General features: G+C 45.6%; 18 protein-coding genes. 15 read left to right on the forward strand and 3 right to left on the reverse strand.

What is annotated here, in order from left to right; translation table 11 throughout:
- Nucleotides 1-180: 180 nt before the first annotated feature.
- Genes coxB through QTO06_RS02540 form a run of 4 tightly spaced genes read left to right on the forward strand, consistent with a single transcriptional unit; the run spans nucleotide 181 to nucleotide 4,504 of the window.
- A complete protein-coding gene (gene coxB / locus QTO06_RS02525; RefSeq protein WP_331406776.1) occupies nucleotides 181-1,344 on the forward strand; it encodes a cytochrome c oxidase subunit II in 1,164 nt (387 codons plus the stop codon).
- On the forward strand, nucleotides 1,341-2,981 hold the full coding sequence (gene ctaD, locus QTO06_RS02530; RefSeq protein WP_331406777.1) for a cytochrome c oxidase subunit I: 1,641 nt from the start codon (nucleotides 1,341-1,343) through the stop codon (nucleotides 2,979-2,981). Before coxB ends, ctaD begins: the two co-directional genes overlap by 4 nt.
- Before the next feature lie 21 nt (nucleotides 2,982-3,002).
- The gene (locus tag QTO06_RS02535) at nucleotides 3,003-3,608 is read left to right on the forward strand and encodes a cytochrome c oxidase assembly protein (RefSeq protein ID WP_039988422.1); all 606 of its coding nucleotides are present in this window, start codon (nucleotides 3,003-3,005) and stop codon (nucleotides 3,606-3,608) included.
- A gap of 11 nt (nucleotides 3,609-3,619) precedes the next feature.
- A complete protein-coding gene (locus QTO06_RS02540) occupies nucleotides 3,620-4,504 on the forward strand; it encodes a cytochrome c oxidase subunit 3 (RefSeq protein ID WP_009706156.1) in 885 nt (294 codons plus the stop codon).
- Nucleotides 4,505-4,506: 2 nt separating this feature from the next.
- Here the strand turns inward: QTO06_RS02540 and QTO06_RS02545 are convergent, their stop codons facing one another.
- Entirely contained in the window at nucleotides 4,507-4,743 is a 237-nt protein-coding gene (locus tag QTO06_RS02545; RefSeq protein ID WP_331406778.1) for a DUF2909 family protein, read from the reverse strand.
- Here QTO06_RS02545 and QTO06_RS02550 point away from each other — a divergent pair.
- From QTO06_RS02550 to cyoE, 4 genes are all read left to right on the forward strand, one after another.
- Nucleotides 4,742-5,509 carry an SURF1 family protein gene (locus QTO06_RS02550; RefSeq protein WP_331406800.1) on the forward strand — a complete coding sequence of 256 codons (768 nt, stop codon included), beginning with the start codon at nucleotides 4,742-4,744 and terminating at the stop codon, nucleotides 5,507-5,509. The two genes, QTO06_RS02545 and QTO06_RS02550, sit on opposite strands and share 2 nt — an antisense overlap.
- Complete coding sequence (locus QTO06_RS02555) at nucleotides 5,506-6,042, forward strand: cytochrome oxidase biogenesis cluster protein (RefSeq protein WP_331406779.1); 537 nt, start codon at nucleotides 5,506-5,508, stop codon at nucleotides 6,040-6,042. Before QTO06_RS02550 ends, QTO06_RS02555 begins: the two co-directional genes overlap by 4 nt.
- A 66-nt stretch (nucleotides 6,043-6,108) precedes the next feature.
- The gene (locus QTO06_RS02560) at nucleotides 6,109-7,074 is read left to right on the forward strand and encodes a COX15/CtaA family protein (RefSeq protein ID WP_443088827.1); all 966 of its coding nucleotides are present in this window, start codon (nucleotides 6,109-6,111) and stop codon (nucleotides 7,072-7,074) included.
- The gene (gene cyoE / locus QTO06_RS02565; RefSeq protein WP_331406781.1) at nucleotides 7,067-7,981 is read left to right on the forward strand and encodes a heme o synthase; all 915 of its coding nucleotides are present in this window, start codon (nucleotides 7,067-7,069) and stop codon (nucleotides 7,979-7,981) included. Before QTO06_RS02560 ends, cyoE begins: the two co-directional genes overlap by 8 nt.
- A gap of 458 nt (nucleotides 7,982-8,439) precedes the next feature.
- Here the strand turns inward: cyoE and QTO06_RS02570 are convergent, their stop codons facing one another.
- The gene (locus QTO06_RS02570; RefSeq protein ID WP_331406782.1) at nucleotides 8,440-9,420 is read right to left on the reverse strand and encodes an OmpA family protein; all 981 of its coding nucleotides are present in this window, start codon (nucleotides 9,418-9,420) and stop codon (nucleotides 8,440-8,442) included.
- A 460-nt stretch (nucleotides 9,421-9,880) separates the two neighbouring features.
- On the opposite strand from QTO06_RS02570, the gene aroG reads away from it, so the two are divergent.
- The 3 genes from aroG to QTO06_RS02585 all read left to right on the forward strand — a co-directional run bounded on the left by aroG (nucleotide 9,881) and on the right by QTO06_RS02585 (nucleotide 14,077).
- Complete coding sequence (aroG, locus tag QTO06_RS02575) at nucleotides 9,881-10,933, forward strand: 3-deoxy-7-phosphoheptulonate synthase AroG (RefSeq protein WP_009706150.1); 1,053 nt, start codon at nucleotides 9,881-9,883, stop codon at nucleotides 10,931-10,933.
- A gap of 187 nt (nucleotides 10,934-11,120) precedes the next feature.
- Complete coding sequence (locus QTO06_RS02580) at nucleotides 11,121-12,293, forward strand: MFS transporter (RefSeq protein ID WP_331406783.1); 1,173 nt, start codon at nucleotides 11,121-11,123, stop codon at nucleotides 12,291-12,293.
- A gap of 221 nt (nucleotides 12,294-12,514) precedes the next feature.
- Nucleotides 12,515-14,077, forward strand: coding sequence for a methyl-accepting chemotaxis protein (locus QTO06_RS02585; RefSeq protein WP_331406784.1), 1,563 nt, complete (start codon nucleotides 12,515-12,517; stop codon nucleotides 14,075-14,077).
- Nucleotides 14,078-14,202: 125 nt separating this feature from the next.
- On the opposite strand, the gene tkt is transcribed toward QTO06_RS02585, so the two are convergent.
- Entirely contained in the window at nucleotides 14,203-16,212 is a 2,010-nt protein-coding gene (gene tkt / locus QTO06_RS02590) for a transketolase (RefSeq protein ID WP_047512970.1), read from the reverse strand.
- Nucleotides 16,213-16,581: 369 nt separating this feature from the next.
- Between tkt and metK the strand changes: the two genes are divergently transcribed.
- The 4 genes from metK to endA all read left to right on the forward strand — a co-directional run bounded on the left by metK (nucleotide 16,582) and on the right by endA (nucleotide 20,226).
- Nucleotides 16,582-17,736, forward strand: a complete 1,155-nt coding sequence (gene metK / locus QTO06_RS02595; RefSeq protein ID WP_005436492.1) for a methionine adenosyltransferase — start codon at nucleotides 16,582-16,584, stop codon at nucleotides 17,734-17,736.
- Between the two features lie 283 nt (nucleotides 17,737-18,019).
- Nucleotides 18,020-18,817: a DUF2189 domain-containing protein gene (locus QTO06_RS02600; RefSeq protein WP_331406785.1), complete on the forward strand. Its 798-nt coding sequence runs from the start codon at nucleotides 18,020-18,022 to the stop codon at nucleotides 18,815-18,817.
- Between the two features lie 65 nt (nucleotides 18,818-18,882).
- Nucleotides 18,883-19,380 (forward strand): SprT family zinc-dependent metalloprotease, encoded by a 498-nt coding sequence (locus QTO06_RS02605; RefSeq protein WP_331406786.1) that lies wholly within the window; start codon nucleotides 18,883-18,885, stop codon nucleotides 19,378-19,380.
- Between the two features lie 150 nt (nucleotides 19,381-19,530).
- On the forward strand, nucleotides 19,531-20,226 hold the full coding sequence (gene endA, locus QTO06_RS02610) for a deoxyribonuclease I (protein WP_020197218.1): 696 nt from the start codon (nucleotides 19,531-19,533) through the stop codon (nucleotides 20,224-20,226).
- Nucleotides 20,227-20,313: the final 87 nt, after the last annotated feature.

Raw genomic sequence — 20,313 nt, forward strand, 5'->3', positions numbered from 1 at the left:
AGAATTTATTCACATTTTATTTCTTGAAGAACTATTGAACTATAACTAGCCTTTTAACATAAATATAACAAAGTGCATTGAAATCGTAGTTTTTGTGATTTTTTGTAAATTTGTTCGATATTTGCATTGGGAAACAAGGAAGCTCGCGCAAGCGCAGCGGCTGAGCAGAGGAGAGATCTTTTGAAAAGATTAGCGACTACTCTAGCCTTATTAATGAATGTGATTTTTATCACATTTTCTTCGTACAGTTGGTCAGAGCAAAACGATTACAACATGACGAGAGGTGTCACAGGGATCAGTGAGCAAGTGTATGAATTACATATGCTGATCTTCTACATCTGTTGTGCCATCGCCTTCGTTGTATTCGGTGTGATGTTCTATTCCATCTTCCGACACCGCAAGTCAAAAGGGGCAGTTGCGGCAAATTTCCATGAAAGCACCAAAGTGGAGATTATCTGGACCATCATCCCCGTCATTATCCTCATTGCCATGGCGATTCCTGCTACGAAAACGTTGGTGGCGATGGAGGATACTAGTCAATCTGACCTCACTGTGAAGATCACAGGCTCTCAATGGAAGTGGCACTACAGTTACTTTGGTGAGGACGTCGAATTCTTCAGCCTACTTGCTACCAGCCAGAAAGAAATTGATGGCATTGAAGCGAAAGGGGCGCACTACTTACTCGAAGTGGACAACCCGCTCGTTTTGCCAATCAACCGTAAAGTTCGTTTCTTAATGACGTCTGATGACGTAATCCATTCTTGGTGGGTGCCTGATTTCGCAGTTAAGAAAGATACGATTCCAGGCTTTATCAATGAAGCTTGGACTAAGATTGACGAACCGGGTGTGTATCGCGGTCAGTGTGCAGAGCTTTGTGGTCGAGCACATGGTTTCATGCCAGTTGTTGTTCATGCGATGTCGGAAGACGATTTCGACCAATGGATGGCAGACAAGAAACAAGAAATTGCATTACAAAAAGCGGCGGCACAAGAAGCATTAACACAAGACCTTTCAATGGAAGACTTGATGGGACAAGGCGAGTCCATTTACACCGCGCGTTGTGCCGTGTGTCATCAAGCGAATGGTGAAGGTATTCCGGGCGCATTCCCAGCTATCAAAGGCAGTGAAATTGCTAAAGGACCGGTTATGGCTCACATCGATGTACTAGTAAACGGTCGTGCAGGGACAGCGATGCAAGCTTTTGCTAACCAACTTAGCGACCAAGAAATTGCGGCTGTTATTACCTATCAACGAAATGCTTGGGGAAATGACACCGGTGATACCGTTCAAGCATCCGATGTTAACGCCTTTAAGGCACAAGAAAGTGCCAAGGAGGAAATATGAGTAAGCCAATTGAAAAAGCGGTGAAGTCTGCTCCTGCAGAAGCGCAAACTACCGCAAACACTACCATTGCGATTGAAGACGAGCACGATCATCATCACGCACCAAAAGGGCTAGCGCGTTGGCTTTATTCCACTAGTCATAAAGACATCGGTACGCTTTATTTATGGTTTAGTTTTGCCATGTTCCTCACTGGCGGTGCGATGGCGATGATCATTCGCGCTGAGTTGTTCCAACCGGGTTTGCAATTGGTTGACCCTCAGTTCTTTAACCAAATGACGACCGTGCATGGTTTGGTGATGGTATTTGGTGCCGTCATGCCTGCGTTTACCGGCTTAGCCAACTGGATGATTCCAATGATGATTGGCGCGCCGGATATGGCGTTACCGCGAATGAACAATTTGAGTTTTTGGATCTTACCTTTTGCTTTCCTCATTTTGATCGGCTCTTTGTTCTTACCGGGTGGTGGTCCTGATTTTGGGTGGACTTTCTACGCGCCCCTTTCTACAACCTACGGTCCTGATAGCACGGCGTTGTTTGTTTTCTCTGTCCATATCATGGGTATCAGTTCCATCATGGGTGCTATCAACGTCATCGTGACTATCGTAAACATGCGTGCACCAGGTATGACATGGTTCAAGTTGCCAATGTTCGTCTGGACTTGGCTCATCACGGCGTTCTTGCTGATAGCTGTGATGCCCGTATTAGCCGGTGCGGTGACCATGGTTTTGACCGACAAATACTTCGGTACCAGCTTCTTTGATGCCGCTGGTGGCGGTGACCCGGTGATGTTCCAACACATTTTCTGGTTCTTCGGTCACCCTGAGGTGTACATCATGATCTTGCCTTCGTTTGGTATTGTTTCGGCAATCATTCCGGCGTTTAGTGGCAAGAAGTTGTTCGGATACCATTCGATGGTTTACGCAACTTGTAGTATTGCGCTGCTTTCATTCCTAGTATGGGCACATCATATGTTTACCACAGGGATGCCAGTATTCGCCGAACTCTTCTTCATGTACTGCACCATGTTGATAGCTGTACCAACCGGGGTGAAAGTGTTTAACTGGGTAGCGACCATGTGGCGAGGTGCAATGACGTTCGAGACACCGATGCTGTTTGCCATCGCCTTTATTGTCCTATTCACGATAGGTGGTTTCTCAGGCTTGATGCTGGCAATTGTGCCTGCGGACTTCCAATACCACGATACGTACTTTGTTGTCGCACATTTCCATTATGTATTGGTATCCGGTGCGGTGTTCTCGATTATGGCAGCGGCGTATTACTGGTTACCGAAGTGGACAGGCAATATGTATGACCACAAGCTGAGTCTGTGGCATTTCTGGTGTTCCATCATCTCGGTAAATGTACTGTTCTTCCCAATGCACTTCTTGGGTTTAGCTGGGATGCCTCGACGTATTCCCGATTACGCCATCCAGTTTGCTGACATAAACCAAATTGTGTCGATAGGTGGCTTTGCCTTTGGTCTTTCCCAACTGATCTTCCTCTGGCTAGTGATTAAATGCATCCGTGGCGGTGAAAAAGCGCCAGCCAAGCCATGGGAGAGGGCGGAAGGTCTAGAGTGGACAGTACCAAGTCCAGCGCCACACCACACGTTCACAACGCCGCCAAAAGTCGATTAAGAAAAGAGTGAGGTGAGCGAGATGCAGGGTAATTCATCCAATAAGAAACTCACTATCAAGTTGCTGTTAGCGACAGCAATGATGTTCGGCTTCGGTTTTGCCCTCGTACCGCTCTACGACATTATGTGCGATGCATTGGGTATTAACGGTAAAACCAGTGAGGTCGCAGCGATTCAACCCACAGGAATGCAAGCGGACATCAGTAGAACGATTCGTGTGGAATTTATGGCGCACGTCAGTCCAGACATGCCTTGGGAGTTCAAACCAAAAGTTGTATCCATGGATGTTCATCCCGGCGAAGTGATTCAAACTGAATATCTTGCTTTTAATCAAAGCGGTGAAGATTTAGTAGGACAAGCTGTGCCCTCCGTATCGCCGGGTACTGGTGCGGCTTACTTCAATAAGATCGAGTGTTTTTGCTTTAATCAACAACCATTGGAAGGTAAGCAACAAGCGAGTATGCCTTTGATTTTCTACATTGAGCCGGACGTGCCGGATTCAATTCATACATTGACCTTGTCTTACACACTCTACAAATTTCCTCCTCAATCGGGCGAGTCTTCGACAGCTAGCCTCTCAGGGAGTGAGAAACAGACCTTAACGCCTCAAACCAAAGCGCGTCTGTAAGGAGAGAACTCATGAGTAACAAGCCTGATACCTATTATGTTCCCGCACAAAGCAGCTGGCCTATTGTAGGGGCATTTGCGTTATTCCTTGTCGCTGTCGGTGCTGGAATGACCGTTCAAGGCACTCAAAGTGACGGTGCGGTTGGGACGCTAGGCGGCATTATTCTTGCGGTTGGTATGCTGTTTTTGCTTTACATGTTGGCCGGGTGGTTCAGTAACGTCATCACCGAATCCCTTACCGGAAAGTACAGCGCACAAATTACACGTTCATTTCGACAAGGGATGAGCTGGTTCATCTTTTCAGAAATCATGTTCTTTGGTGCGTTCTTTGGTGCTCTGTTCTACGCAAGAATGATTTCCGTGCCTTGGTTAGGTGGCGCAGATAACAATGCCATGACTCATGAAGTGCTGTGGCCAGCTTTCGAGGCGATATGGCCGCTCACTACCACGCCGGGTGGTGATACGACTCAAGCAATGCCGTGGCAAGGCATTCCATTAACCAATACGATTTTGCTGCTATTGTCTTCGATTACGTTACATATGGCACACATCAGCTTAGAACAAGATAAGCGAACGGCGCTGATTGTCTGGTTGGAGATCACCATCGTCTTAGCGGGTTTCTTCCTCTATTACCAAGCGGTTGAGTATGCTCATGCTTATCAAGATATTGGTCTGACACTGCAATCGGGCGTTTATGGCAATACCTTCTTTATGCTCACGGGCTTTCATGGCTTGCACGTGTGCCTCGGTACCATTTTCCTCATCGTATTGCTGTTTCGCATCGCCAAGGATCACTTTTCACCTAAAAACCATTTTGCGTTCCAAGCGGGCAGCTGGTATTGGCACTTTGTAGACGTGGTTTGGCTGTGTTTATTTGTTTTCGTTTATGTCCTGTAAAACTAGTAAGGACGAGGGTTAGGGGCGATCCATCCTGCCCCTAGAGCAATCAGAAGGAGTATCACGACTAACGCAGAAAACATGACACGACGACCGAGGTAATGGCTCATTGGTTTGCCTTTTCTCGATGAGTCCTCTGGGTCTTCGCGAATCATTTCGATAAGCGCTTTTGCGAGGTTAAATATGATGAAAAGCAGCAAAAGGACAAGCGTTAATTTGAACAGAAATACGGTGGACATGGCACCTCCGGTTTCGTTTTTGATGTTATCGAAATGGGTTTGGATTGCTGTTTGTTTAACTGTGGTCGTGTTTTCTCTATTGGTCAAACTGGGCTTCTGGCAGCTCGAACGTGGTAACGAAAAGCAGCTTTTAGAACAAGCTATTTTGGCAAGAGCGAATGCACCTTATCAGGATATACGCGCTGTACTGGAGAACAATGATTGGCGTGAGGAGAGTGTGATTGGCATTAAGGTGAAAGCCAATGTGACTCCGGAGGCACTTCCGGTCATCCTCTTAGATAACCAGACGTTTGAGGGGACAGTGGGGTATTTAGCGTTTCAAGTCGTTTCCTTGACCCAAGACCCAACCACATTGACCCTCCTAGAGTTAGGGTTTGTCAAAGGGGGAGCTTCACGCTCTGTGCTACCTAAAGTGGAAACTTTACAAGCTCCTTACGAGGTTACTGGGCGTTTATATCGTAAATCAATGAACCCTTTGAGTTCTGACTTAATGGCAGAAGTTAGCGATACGATACGCGTGCAAAACCTCAACATCAATCAACTGAGCCAGTTACTCAATGTCGAATTAATGCCGACCGTCGTACAGCCAAACAATTTAGTCCGATGGCCGTATTCTTTCCCATGGAATCCTTTGCCATTAACCAGTGCTAAGCATTTTGGTTACTCCTTTCAATGGTTTGCTATGGCGGGTGTATTTCTGCTTATCACTGTGATGATTTGCATTCGATGGTTCAAAAGTTCACGCTCACAAGGAGGTGAGGTATGACATCAGCGGTCACGAGAGGAAGAATTGTACTGTTGTCGCTAATTGTCCTTTTTGCTCTCCCGGCAATTATTGCCAAAGTGGTGCTTAGTCAAGGCTGGTATGAAACGGGTGTGACCAATAGAGGTGAGCTGGTGGAGCCCTATACCACGTTTGAACAATTGGGGCAGACATCACCTCTTAGTGAAAAAGGGTGGCAACTGGCTTATGTGTTGCCTTCTGATTGCCAAGAACAGTGTCAGCAACAACTTCACCTCATGCAGCAGAGTCATATTGCTCTTGGCAAGTACCAAGAGCGAGTCGTCCCAGTTATTTGGACATCAAAGCCGTCAGCAAGTGCGAGCGAAACGATGATAGTGATGCAAATGAATGATTCGTTGTCGGAAAAAGTCCAAGCAGGGCAAATGTTGATCGTTGATCCATTAGGGCAGCTTGTGATGGCTTATACACCGGAAGCCAACGAGGATTTAGTGCAGTTAAGTAAAGACGTTTTGGCGGATCTACGAAAACTATTGAAGTTATCACGTGTAGGTTAGGGAGAGAGTGATATGGCGTTAGAACGTTTAGTTAAGTTCAGTCTTTGTCTTACCCTCGTCGTCATTATGCTGGGCGCATACACACGCCTTGCTGATGCAGGTTTAGGGTGCCCAGATTGGCCTGGATGTTACGGTCAGTTACTGGTTCCTCAAACCGATGCTGAAGTTTCTCGAGCGAATGCATTATTTCCAGAACGTGCAGTAGAACAGGGAAAGGCTTGGCTGGAGATGATTCATCGTTATTTCGCGGGCACCTTGGGGCTCGTGATTTTGATGATGGCGATTGTTGCCGTTAGGGCTGAACGTGTTGACGCGACGATTCCGATTTTACTCTGCGTCTTAGTTATTGGTCAGGCAGCATTGGGGATGTGGACCGTGACTTTAAAACTCATGCCAGTAATTGTTATGCTGCACCTACTGGGCGGATTTACATTACTTGCTCTCCAAGCGATGTTCTATTGTCAGATAAAGTCTCAGAACAGCCTTTACTTTTCGCCATCTTCCCAAAACGTAAGAACCTTTTCCTTGATCGCTTTTGGCGTAGTGTTAACACAGATCTTGCTTGGTGGTTGGACATCATCCAACTACGCTGCTCTTATGTGCACCGCTTTACCGATTTGTGAGGGGAACTGGACCAGTTACTTATCTTGGAAAGAGGCGTTTTCTTTCTGGCAAACAGGGTTTGATAACTATGAATTTGGTGTTCTAGATTACCCAGCTCGAATGACAATTCATGTCAGCCATCGTATTGGTGCCATCATTACCGCATGTGTTGTGCTGATTTACTGCGTATTACTATTAAAACAAGACTCACACCATTCTCAGCGCTTGGGTGTATGGATTGGCTTAGCTTTGTTTTGCCAAATCCTACTAGGCGTAAGCAATGTTGTGTTCCAACTTCCTATCTATGTGGCAGTCGCGCACAATTTAGGTGCTGCGGTCATGCTTTCACTTATCTGTGTTAGTCAGTTCTACCTATGGCAGGGTAAAGCTCGTTGGAGTCATCAAGCGAAAGGAGTTCGCTATGAGTAAAGAAATCGCGTTACCTCTAGAAAGTGGTAAGAAAAAGCTCGGGTCAACTTATTTAAAACTAACAAAGCCCAAAGTCGTCGCGCTTATGTTGATTACCGCCATTGTCGGAATGAGCTTAGCACCGGTGGCAAGTTTTCCTTGGCTACAAGCGGCCATTGGTCTTATCGGTATTGGCTTAATGGCTGGCTCTGCGGCAGCGTTTAATCACCTCATCGATCGCCGAATTGATGCGAGAATGGCCCGAACTCACAAGCGTCCTCTGCCTTCTGGTGACGCGAATCCGTTATCAGTCGCGTTGTTTGCTGTTACGTTAGGTGTTGTTGGTTTCGTACTTCTGTATGCACTGGTTAATCCGTTAACAGCTTGGATGACGTTTGTAAGCTTGCTCGGTTACGCGGTGGTTTACACCATGTATCTTAAACGAGCGACTCCACAAAACATTGTAATTGCCGGAATTGCAGGTGCTATGCCGCCACTTTTAGGATGGACTGCAGTGACAGGAGAGTTACACGCCCATGCTTGGCTTTTGGTGATGATTATCTTTATATGGACGCCACCTCATTTCTGGGCATTGGCGATTCATCGTGTTGAAGATTATCGAAAAGTGGATATTCCAATGCTCCCGGTCACTCACGGTATTGAGTACACCAAAACTTCGATTCTTCTGTACACAGTTCTACTCACGCTCGTTTGTATTCTGCCTGTGCTGGTGGGGATGGTCGGTTCGGTTTATCTTTTCTCTTCTTTGTTTCTTAATATTGATTTTATGTATCACGCGTGGAAATTGAAGTTCTCACCTGAACAAAACAGCGCTATGGAAACATTCAAATTCTCCATTTATCACTTGCTCGCTTTGTTTGTTGCTTTGTTGGCAGACCATTATCTTGGTTTGCTCTTCTCGCTATAGATACTCTCTTCTTTGTTTCTCCAAACCGCACTGACCAGGTGCGGTTTTTTGTTGGTCTTTATATCTAATAATTTTGCGGTGTAACTGCTTAGTGGTGCGAGCCAAACCGTTTGATAAATACCTTTCTGAGCGCTTGTACCAATAGCTGAGGATTTATGAATCGCGCTTTAGTAAGTAACGAGAGAGAGGAGGAGAACTCATGAAGAACTGCCTCACGGCTTTCCGTTGAACTCCATCGAGTCTTGCTGAACAAATCCTTAATCTATGAGCTTAAACTGTCGCCTTTGATATAAGAGCTAGAACCAGAAGTGTTATGAGGGAGCCAATAAGAAGTTTGATTTAGGCAGTGGTCTAGTTGAGAGAAGCGTAGCGGCAAATGGTACTGAAGTGAACAAATAAGAGGCAAACAAAAAGGGATGCCGAAACATCCCTTAGACTAGAAATTAGAGCGGTAACTCTTATTCTGGTTGAACTAGTTCTTCGTATTGGAACTCAGGAACTACAACTTCAACACGACGGTTCTTCTCGCGACCTTCGTGAGTGCTGTTGTCAGCTACAGGGTTCTCTTCACCCATACCTTTAACTGTGAAGCGGTCTGCATCGATACCTGCTGCGATTAGGTAATCTGCAACAGCTTGAGCACGACGCTCAGACAGTTTTTGGTTGTATGCTGCTGGACCAGAGCTATCTGTGTAACCAGTGACTTCAACTTGAGCTTGTGGGTACTCGTTCAAGAAGTTCACAAAGTTGTCTAGACGCTCAGATACTGAATCAGTAAGTGTTGCACTGTCGAATTCAAACGTACCTGTACCGTACTCTTCTTTGTGCGTCTTCGTCATCATTACTGGTTCTTCTTCCATCACCTCTTCTGTTACTACTGCCGCTACAACAGGTGCTGCTGCAAACTTGTAGTTAACGCCGATGCCGAAGAAGTTCGCGTCCATATCATCTAGAACGTCGTCAGAAATATCTTGGTAACGTTGGTACTCTGCACGAACGCTCCAGTTTCTATCGATAGTGTATTCCGCGCCCAACGAGCCTGTAGGAACGATGTCTTTCTCGTCACCAGAGATCATGTAAGCACCACCGATTTTCGCGAATAGGTTCCACGTATCGTTTAGATGCCAATTGAATTTAGGTGCAAGCGTTAGTGCCCACAGATCGCCGTCAATCGTATCAACTGTATTAGCCCCTGACTTGAAGTTAGCTTCGTAGTTACCTAAGTAATCAACGCCGTACTCAAGACCAATGATATCGGTAAAGTCGTAACCGATGTGCATTCCGGCACCGAAAGCATCATCATCACAAGGGCTGTTCAAATAGCAAGCATCATCTAGTGTAGTCATGCCTACTTTGCCCCCGATATACATTTCAGCTTGAGCAGAGTTAATTAAACCACCAGCTACCACTGCTGCTACTGCAATTGCTACTTTTTTCATAGTGTTTCCTTGTATTGATTGCATATTAATTTCTACTTTGTTTTAACAATTTGAGTAAAACTAGGTAGTTATAAGAGATTAGTTTAATAGTCATTTAATTTAACATCAAGCAACAATATCTTAGATCTTGCTACACTTTTAGTCGCGAACTCCCTCACAAACTTCTGATATTTCTTACATTGTAGACAACTTTTTCAAAGTTACAGGAAAATATATGATTATTTTGAACTTTTTCTGTACATTAAAATTTACACTGTGTTTTGTTTTGAACGTTGAGTGTTAATTTGCATTTTTTTAAAAAAAGTGATTGCAACTGTTCTTCTAAGCCGATAAGTTACTTGCATTGACACAATTAAATAAGCCTACAGCCCTTATTATTTCTTGCTTTGTGAACAATGTTGCACTGAGTAAAGTTTGGGCAAATTAGTGGGTCTGGGATAGTAATTAGGAAGTAGAAGTAATGTTTCAAACTGATGATGTAAGAATTAATAAAGTAAAAGAGCTATTGCCACCTGTTGCAGTGCTTGAGAAATTTCCGGCAACCGAAACTGCTTCCACAACCACTTTTGAATGTCGTAATGCCATCCACAATATTCTTGAAGGTAAAGATGACCGTCTGCTTGTGATCGTTGGTCCATGTTCTATTCACGATCCAGAAGCGGCTGTCGAGTACGGCAAAAAGCTCAAAGTGCTTCGTGATGAATTAGGTGAGCAACTTGAAGTGGTCATGCGTGTTTACTTTGAAAAGCCGCGTACAACGGTTGGTTGGAAAGGTCTAATCAACGACCCGTACCTAAATGATACTTACAAGCTGAATGATGGTCTTCGTATTGGTCGTAAGCTGTTGCTTGACCTCACTGACATGGGCCTTCCTACAGCAAGTGAATTCCTAGATATGATCACGCCACAGTATGTCGCTGACCTTATTAGTTGGGGTGCTATCGGTGCACGTACGACTGAATCTCAGGTACACCGTGAGCTAGCGTCAGGCTTGTCTTGCCCAGTTGGCTTTAAAAACGGTACTGATGGCAACATCAAGATCGCTAGCGACGCAATCCGCTCTGCAAGCGCATCTCACCACTTCTTATCAGTGACAAAATACGGCCACTCTGCAATCGTAGAAACGGCAGGTAACCCTGACTGTCACATCATTTTACGTGGTGGTAAAGAGCCAAACTACAGCGCGTCTCATGTAGCACAAATCAAAGATGAGCTAGATGCTGCTGGCTTGCCGAAGAAAGTCATGATCGACTTCAGCCACGCAAACAGCTCTAAGCAGTTTAAGCGTCAAATGCTGGTTTCTGATGATGTTTCAGAGCAGATTTCTGGCGGCGAAGACGCAATCTTCGGTGTAATGATTGAGTCTCACCTTGTTGAAGGTCGTCAAGACTTGGTAGACGGCAAAGTCGCTAACTACGGCCAATCTATTACAGATGCATGTATTGGCTGGGAAGATACGGAAACCGTTCTACGTCAGTTATCAGATGCTGTAAAAGCTCGTCGCGCTAAATAAGCATCAATATTTCGTGTTCATGAAAGCCAGCAACTCGCTGGCTTTTTTAATGTTCTGAAAACATAGAATGAAATCGGTTATATCCAAATAAACCAAACAAGAATAAATGTGTTGCACATAAGTCATGTGTTTTAGTTTTAAATTCGTTATGGTGTGGGCATAGATTAAAAAACACTCAAGGAATGAGATGAATCGAAACGTCTGGCTACTATCGCTTTGCCAAGCTTTATTGATGACAGGGAACATACTGCTGATTTCCGTCATTGCGTTGATCGGCAAACAAATTGCGCCCTCATCCAGTATGATCACTCTCCCTGTGGCGCTGCAGTTTCTTGGTTTGATGTCAGCGACGATTCCTGCTTCCTTAATTATGGGAAAACTAGGGCGTCGTCTAGGTTTTAGCTTGGGTAACGTTATTGGCATCTTTGGCGCTTCATTAGCAACTTATGCGCTTTCGTTAGAAAACTTCACTTTGTTTTGTGCCTCTACCTTTTTATTAGGTGTAGGGATTGGATTCGGTACGCTCTATCGATTTGCTGCGATTGAAGTTTGTGATGAATCTGCGAGGCACCGCGCAATTTCTATCTCTATGGCGGGGGGAGTATTGGCGGCGGTACTGGGACCAAACCTTGCTGTCTACTCACAGAAGTGGTCAAGTGATGGTTTATATATTAGCGCCTTTGCCGTATTAATTGTCTTGTATGTTGTTGCGCTAATTCTACTCCAAACTATTCGATTTCCCGCTGCGCATACTCAGAGCTCTCGTGCAAAAGTAGACTCGATCAATGTGATTGTGCGTCGTCCAAATTTTATGATCGCAGTTCTAGCTGCGATGGTTGCTTATGCCGTAATGAATATCTTAATGACCGCAACTCCGTTAGCGATGATTGGCTGTGGCTTTGACTTCACCAGAGCGGCTGGCGTGATTGAATGGCATGTCTTGGGCATGTTTGTTCCTGCTTTCTTTACTGGCAGCTTGATTGAGAAGTTTGGCGCGAAGAGGATGATATTGGCTGGTGGAGTTCTATTTATTGCGTGTATCGCAATTAACATGCATGGGCTTTCTATTTGGCATTTCAGTACCGCGTTGATCTTACTCGGGGTTGGATGGAATTTCATGTTTATCGCCGCCACAAGCTTGTTTAGTCAGAGTTATGAAGCAAAGAACAAGAGTAAAGCACAGGCGTTTAATGAGTTTTTCGTTTTTAGCTGCGTCACCGTTACTGCGCTTTTGTCTGGTTGGTTGGAATCTACCGTAGGATGGCAGAACTTGAATTTGTATGTCCTGCCTTTTGTACTATTGGTAATGGGAATATTTTTTATCAAAGCAAATAATAACTCTGAATCTCAAGTTGCATAAATCAACTTCAAGATTTTATAAGACCCAGTTATGTACGCTGGGTCTTTTTTGTCTATCGGCTCACAACCCACAAAATAATTGGTTAATTATTGTTATCTAAGTAAGTTTTTCGAGCTTGAAATGTCGCATCAGTAAGGTTTTTTCTCTAGCATTTTGTAATAAATATAACAATCGTGTATATATCCTGTCGCAATTTAATAATAACTATAGAAGCCTCATCTATGTCAGCCTTAACTTCCAATAAAGCTCAAGAAACCCTTGTAGGAGATTCCGACGAGCTGGTCTCAACAACCGATCTCAAAGGTGTTATCACTTATTGCAATGATGCATTTTGCAGAATCGCTGAATACAGTCACGATGAACTGCTCGGACAAAACCACAATGTCGTACGCCATGGTGACATGCCTAAAGCGGCATTCGGTGATATGTGGGCTCGTCTAAAACAAGGCAAAGCGTGGCGCGGAATTGTAAAAAATAGCACGAAGTCGGGTGGATATTACTGGGTGGATGCTTATGTAACGCCCATTTATGAAGGCCACCAAGTTGTGGGATATCAGTCGGTTCGTGTAAAGCCAAAGCGAGAGTGGGTGGACATTGCTTCTAAAGCATATCAGGGCTTATTGAAGTCTGAAAAATCTGGCCGTGCTTGGACCTTGAAACTGAGTGATACGTTGCGTTATGCGATTTTACTTGGTGCACTTGCGGCACCAACAGCTGGCTTCGCTTTTTCACTTGAAGGACCATTGGCTTGGCTTGCAGCATTGCTCCCGGCTGGGGTGCTTGCAATGTTGTTCCGTCAAGAGCTTATTGATACGCCACTGCAATTTAAAAAACTGCAAGCGCAATTCGACAGTGTGAGTCGCTTGGTGTATTCCGGTAATAAACCATTCTCTATCGCGGACTTTCACATCAAAATGCTCTCCGCTCGTATTCGCACCGTTTTGGGGCGTATGACGGACTCTGCAAGACCGCTCCAAAATTGCGCCGAAGAGTTAAGTAATACCACAGCAGAAGTACTTACTGCTTTGACGCAGCAGAACAAAGACATTCATGAAGTTCGTGATGCTGCTGACTCGATGGAGGCATCAGCGAATTCGGTTTCATCCAGCACTCACGATGCTCATCTGCTGATTGATGATACGTTGAAATCCTGCTTAATGGCGAAAGAGACCATCGATCAAACCCATACCAACCTAGCGCAACTGAGTTTGCAAGCTGAGAAGGCGACAGAAACAACGTATCAATTGAGTGACCAAGCACAAAAGGTCAGTCAATTAATGGAAGAGATTGGTGGAATAGCCGATCAAACTAACCTGCTAGCGCTCAATGCTGCAATTGAGGCAGCGCGAGCGGGTGAACAAGGTCGCGGCTTCGCTGTGGTTGCCGATGAGGTGAGAGCGCTATCTGGACGTACTTCGAATGCTACTGAGCAAATTAAAGCATCCATTGAAACCATGTTGATGACGATTCAGGGCTGGCAGAAAGACATTATCGCTAACAAAGATCAAACGGATACATGCTCACAAGTTGCAGAGCAAAGTGCGTTGCGACTATCTGAAGTAGAGCAGATGATGCAAACCATGAGTGGGTTGATGGTGAATGTCGCGGATTCTGCTAACAAGCAACTGCAACTGTCTAGCAATGTGAATCAACACATTCATTCGATTGCTTCTACCGCGGAGCAGAACTTGGCCGCGACATATTCTGTAGAGCAAAACAGTAAGCAGTTAAAAGAGCAGGTTCAAGACTTCTACCGACTTGCGAATCAGTTTGAAGAGAAGTGATACGAACTAGAACTAGATCGTTGAATCGTCGTTCAAAATGAACAGATAAAATAAAGCCCCGCTACAGAGAGCGGGGCTTTTCAGTTTTCAAATTCGCAATAGAGAAAACTGATAATTCTAAGCGATTAAGCTAGCAGTTCTTTTGCTGTGTTCACTACGTTTTCTACAGTGAAACCAAACATTTCGAACAGTTGGTCAGCTGGTGCAGATTCACCGAATGTTGTCATACCGATGATGCGACCGTCGAAGCCAACGTACTTGTACCAGAAGTCAGCAATGCCCGCTTCTACAGCGATACGTGCCGTTACGTCTGATGGCAGTACTGACTCACGGTAAGCTGCGTCTTGCTTGTCGAATGCATCTGTTGATGGCATTGAAACAACGCGCACTTTCTTACCTTCAGCGGTTAGTTGCTCAGCCGCTTTCACTGCTAGTTCAACTTCAGAACCAGTTGCAATTAGGATTAGCTCAGGCTTGCCATCACTGTCTTTCAGGATGTAAGCACCTTTCGCGATGTCCGCTACTTGCTCAGCCGTACGCTCTTGTTGTGCAAGGTTTTGACGAGAGAAGATAAGTGCAGATGGTGCATCTTTACGTTCAATCGCCAGTTTCCATGCAACTGCAGACTCAACTTGGTCACATGGACGCCATGTGCTCATGTTTGGAGTCAGACGTAGAGACGCGATTTGCTCAACTGGTTGGTGAGTTGGACCATCTTCACCAAGACCGATAGAGTCATGCGTGTAAACTTGGATGTTCTGAACTTTCATCAGAGCAGCCATACGCATAGCGTTACGAGCGTATTCCATAAACATTAGGAATGTTGCACCGTAAGGAACAAAACCGCCGTGTAGTGCGATACCGTTCATGATCGCTGTCATACCGAATTCACGTACACCGTAGTGGATGTAGTTACCAGAGAAGTCGTTCGCTTCTAGAGACTTAGAACCAGACCACATAGTTAGGTTAGAAGGCGCTAGGTCAGCAGAGCCGCCCATGAATTCTGGAAGCATTTGACCAAACGCTTCTAGTGCGTTTTGAGATGCTTTGCGTGATGCGATGTTCGCAGGGTTTGCTTGAAGGTCTGCAATGATTTGATTTGCTTTCTCTTCCCACTGCGCAGGAAGTTCGCCATTTAGACGACGCTTAAGCTCTGCTGCTTCTGCAGGGTAAGCCGCTGCATATGCTTCGAACTTCGCGTTCCAAGCCGCTTCTTTCTCAGAACCTGCCGCTTTAGCATCCCACTCAGCGTATACGTCCGCAGGGATTTCAAATGCTGGGTGTTCCCAACCTAGGAATTCACGCGCTGCTGCGATTTCTTCAGCACCTAGTGGTGCACCGTGACAGTCGTGTGAACCAGATTTGTTTGGTGAACCAAAACCGATGATAGTTTTAGTACAGATAAGTGTAGGGCGTGGATCTGCTTTCGCAGCGATGATTGCTGCGTTAATCGCTTCAGAGTCGTGACCATCTACAGCAGGGATTACGTGCCAGCCGTAAGATTCAAAACGCTTAGGCGTGTCGTCAGAGAACCAACCTTCAACGTGACCATCGATAGAGATGCCGTTGTCATCCCAGAATGCGATCAGTTTGCCAAGACCTAGCGTACCAGCAAGAGAACATGCCTCGTGCGAGATACCTTCCATCAGACAGCCATCGCCCATAAACACGTAAGTGAAGTGGTCAACGATGTCGTGGCCTTCTTTGTTGAACTGAGCCGCTAGTGCTTTCTCAGCCATCGCCATACCAACAGCGTTAGTGATGCCTTGACCTAGAGGACCCGTTGTAGTCTCGATACCAGGTGCGTAGCCGTACTCTGGGTGACCAGGAGTCTTAGAGTGAAGCTGACGGAAGTTCTTAAGATCGTCGATAGATAGCTCGTAACCGCTCAGGTGCAGTAGAGAGTAAATCAGCATAGAGCCGTGACCGTTAGACAGTACGAAACGGTCGCGGTCAGCCCACTCTGGGTTAGCTGGGTTGTGGTTTAGGTGAGAACGCCAAAGAACTTCAGCGATATCAGCCATACCCATAGGTGCGCCTGGGTGGCCAGAGTTAGCTTGTTGAACACCATCCATGCTAAGAGCGCGGATTGCATTTGCGAGCTCTTTGTTTGAAAGAACGTTACGAGAAGACATGTCTGCTCCTGAGTGCATTAAGCGAATTGATAAAGGAATGTGGGCACATTAACCGAGTAAACTGGGCATAAAAAAGTGCGGACAACATTCTCTCAAAGCCAAAATCCGACTGCAAACGTTTTACTCACCATTTTTGCGGTTTTAACTCAATCTTTTCGCACTTAATAGGTAATTTATTAGAAATTCACCCCATCAAAAGCAAACGATTGGGAAATAAGCTAGGCGAATTCAAATCGAAAAAGAGCTTGTAATTCGACTGTGGGAAATTAAAATAGACGTCTAGATGTAGAAACACCTACAAACTGTATTGTATTTTTCGTGGCAAGCTGCGTTAGTTAGCCATGAGTAAACCTTAAGATTGGAGCTATCATGGCTAAGCACCTGTTCACTTCTGAGTCGGTATCAGAAGGTCATCCAGATAAAATCGCAGACCAAATCTCTGACGCAGTTCTTGATGCTATTCTTGAGCAAGACCCAAAAGCACGTGTTGCTTGTGAAACTTACGTTAAAACCGGCATGGTTATGGTTGGCGGTGAAGTAACGACTTCTGCATGGGTTGATATCGAAGAAATCACTCGTGAAACAGTTCGTGAAATCGGCTACGTTCACTCTGACATGGGCTTTGATGCGAACTCGTGTGCAGTTCTAAACACCATCGGTAAGCAGTCTCCAGACATCAACCAAGGTGTTGATAAAGCTGATCCTAAAGAGCAAGGCGCAGGCGACCAAGGCATCATGTTTGGTTACGCAACGAACGAAACTGAAATTCTAATGCCAGCTCCAATTACTTACTCTCACCTACTTGTTAAGAAACAAGCTGAAGTTCGTAAGAGCGGTAAACTAGACTTCCTTCGCCCAGATGCGAAATCTCAAGTAACGTTCCAATACGACCAAGGTAAGATTGTTGGTATCGATGCTGTTGTTCTTTCAACTCAACACTGTGATTCAGTAACAACACCTGATCTACGTGAAGCAGTAATGGAAGAGATCATCAAGCCAGTACTACCTTCAGAGTGGATCACTAAAGACACTAACTTCTTCATCAACCCAACCGGTCGTTTCGTTATCGGTGGCCCAATGGGTGACTGTGGTCTAACTGGTCGTAAAATCATCGTAGATACTTACGGCGGCGCAGCTCGTCACGGTGGTGGTGCATTCTCTGGTAAAGATCCATCGAAAGTAGACCGCAGCGCGGCTTACGCAGCACGTTACGTAGCGAAAAACATCGTTGCAGCTGGCATGGCTGACCGTTGTGAAATCCAACTTTCATACGCTATCGGTGTTGCTGATCCAACGTCTATCATGGTTGAAACGTTCGGTACTGAGAAAGTATCACACGAAATCATCATTGAAGCGGTTCGTCAAAACTTCGACCTACGTCCATACGGCCTACAAGAAATGCTTAACCTGCTTCAACCTATCTACAAGCAGACAGCAGCATACGGTCACTTCGGTCGCGAAGAGTTCCCATGGGAAGCTACAGATAAAGCAGCTATCCTACGCGATTTCGCTGGCATCAAGTAATCAAGCCACGCAAAGAATCGATAAAGCCCTCGCCTCTGGCGAGGGCTTTTGTTTCTGCCCCCCTCTCAGCCTTCTCACTCTTTCCTTGAACAAAAATTCAGCAATTATTTGTAAATTGCCCCATCTCCGCCAATAGTTAACATAATGTTAAATGCACTTTTCGATGTATATAACGTAAAGAACTATGATGCAGGCTCACGTGGCTAAAAAAGTCATGAAAAACGTCAGCCAAACATCTTTATATGGCCTAGGTGCCACCGTGGGAATAAATCAAGGAGGAGTTATGCCTCGTACCGTGAACCCGTCTGACTTCCAGGGTAAACGAAAGGAAGTTCCAGATAATGAATACGCCAGAACCATTCCATGCAATACCGTTAGCATATCGGCACCATTCCATTGGCTCGCGTTGGGTCTTCATGACTTTGTCCGCATGCCACTCATCAGTGCCTTTTACGGCATCTGTTTTATGGCTGCTGCGATTGGTATTGTGCTTCTGGTTCAGTGGCAAGGCACGCATCTCGTCGTGATGCCAAGCTTGATTGTTTACATGCTGATCGGTCCATTTCTAGCACTTGGCTTATATGACGCAAGCTGGGAAAGAGAGCGTGGGCACAAACCAAGCTTGTTCCACTCAATGAAAGCCATTGGGCGTAACTCGACCTCTCAATGGGCATTCGCCGTATTGCTCGCAGTGTGTATGATTTTCTGGATGCGAATTGCTGCACTGCTTCATGCGCTATACCCTTCTGTACAAGGTGCTCCGCTGACTGAATTCTTACCTTTCTTAGTGATCGGTTCACTCGTTGGTTTTGTCTTGGCTTGTGTGGTCTTCAGCATTTCTGCTTTCTCCATCCCGCTGATGATGGAGCGCCGCGTTGATATGATGACCGCCGTTTTCACCAGCTTTAACGCGGTAAAATCCAACATTCCAGCGATGATTGTATGGGCTGCCATTATTTGTGGCGGTATCTTAATCGGCTTTGCGACGTACGGTATTGGTATGCTCTTCACCATGCCAATCCTCGGGTACGGTACATGGCATGCTTACCACGCAACGATTAAGAAAAAACACACGCCTTAGAAAACTGATGCTATGATCCAGCCCTCGCAAACGCGGGGGCTTTTATTGAGTAAATGGGGTGAGTTGTGGATATAGAACTGAGCTACAAAACCAAGCAAGTGATGGCAGATTGCATCGCGATGGCAGAGCAAGCTTTCAAGCGTTCTTTTCCAATTCCTTCTCTGACTTTCAATGTGCGTGGCAAAGCTGCGGGTAAAGCGTATTTGCAATTGAATGAAGTCCGTTTGAATCCAAAACTGTTCAGCGAAAATCCACAAGCGTTTATCCAAGAGGTTATTCCTCACGAAGTTGCCCACTTGATTACCTACCAAGTTTACGGTCGCGTTCGCCCGCACGGAAAAGAGTGGCAAGGTGTTATGGAGGCGGTATTCAAAGTACCAGCCAAAACCACTCACAGCTTTGATGTGGCCTCTGTTCAAGGAAAAACCTTTGAATACCGATGTGGTTGTATGACCTACCCACTTTCAATTCGTCGTCACAACAAAGTGCAGCGTAAAGAAGCGCTATACTCATGCCAAAAATGCCGCCAACCGCTGAACTTCACGGGAACTCAGCTCTCCTAACTGCACAAATTTCCTACTTTTCTATTCCAGAAAGAGAGACATTCGCTCTCAAAGTGTCTCTTTTTGCCTGTTATTGTTGGTTTGCTCATCACTAAAGCTAATTTGTGCGTGTTAGAATAAATAAAGTCATACTTTATAAAGACTTTAATCATGAAATATCTTTTCTCTTTATTCCTGCTTGCACTTTCTAGTGCAGCGATTGCTGCACCTCCAAGCTCTTTTTCCGCGGCCAAGCGGGAAGCGGTAAAAATCTACGCCGATCACCCAACCAGCTTCTACTGTGGTTGTGACATTAAATGGCAAGGCAAAAAGGGCGTGCCGGATCTCTCTTCTTGTGGCTATCAAGTTCGCAAGCAAGAAAAGCGCGCATCACGCATCGAGTGGGAGCACGTGGTTCCTGCATGGCAGTTCGGCCACCAGCGTCAGTGTTGGCAAAATGGTGGCCGCAAAAACTGCACAAGAAACGACAAAGTCTTCAAATCTATGGAAGCCGATCTCCACAACCTGACTCCAGCTATCGGAGAGGTAAACGGTGACCGCTCTAACTACAACTTCAGTCAGTGGAATGGCATGGATGGCGTCAGCTACGGTCGTTGTGAAATGCAAGTGAACTTTAAGCAACGTAAAGTAATGCCGCCTGATCGCGCACGTGGTTCGATTGCTCGCACTTACTTGTACATGAGCAAAGAATACGGTTTTAAACTTTCGAAGCAGCAAACTCAATTGATGAGTGCTTGGAACAAAACCTACCCTGTAGACAAGTGGGAATGTGAGCGTGATGAACGCATTGCTAAGATTCAAGGCAACCACAACCCATTCGTTCAAGAGGCTTGTCGCGCGCTGTAATTCTTCCCGTAATTACCGCAGTGCACCTCAGCTATTCGGGGCGTTGTCATTTACTGTAATGGAAACGCCTCTTGCCCCTTGTTTTTT

The organism is Vibrio sp. M260121, from assembly GCF_036533715.1.
Taxonomy (GTDB): Bacteria; Pseudomonadota; Gammaproteobacteria; order Enterobacterales; family Vibrionaceae; genus Vibrio.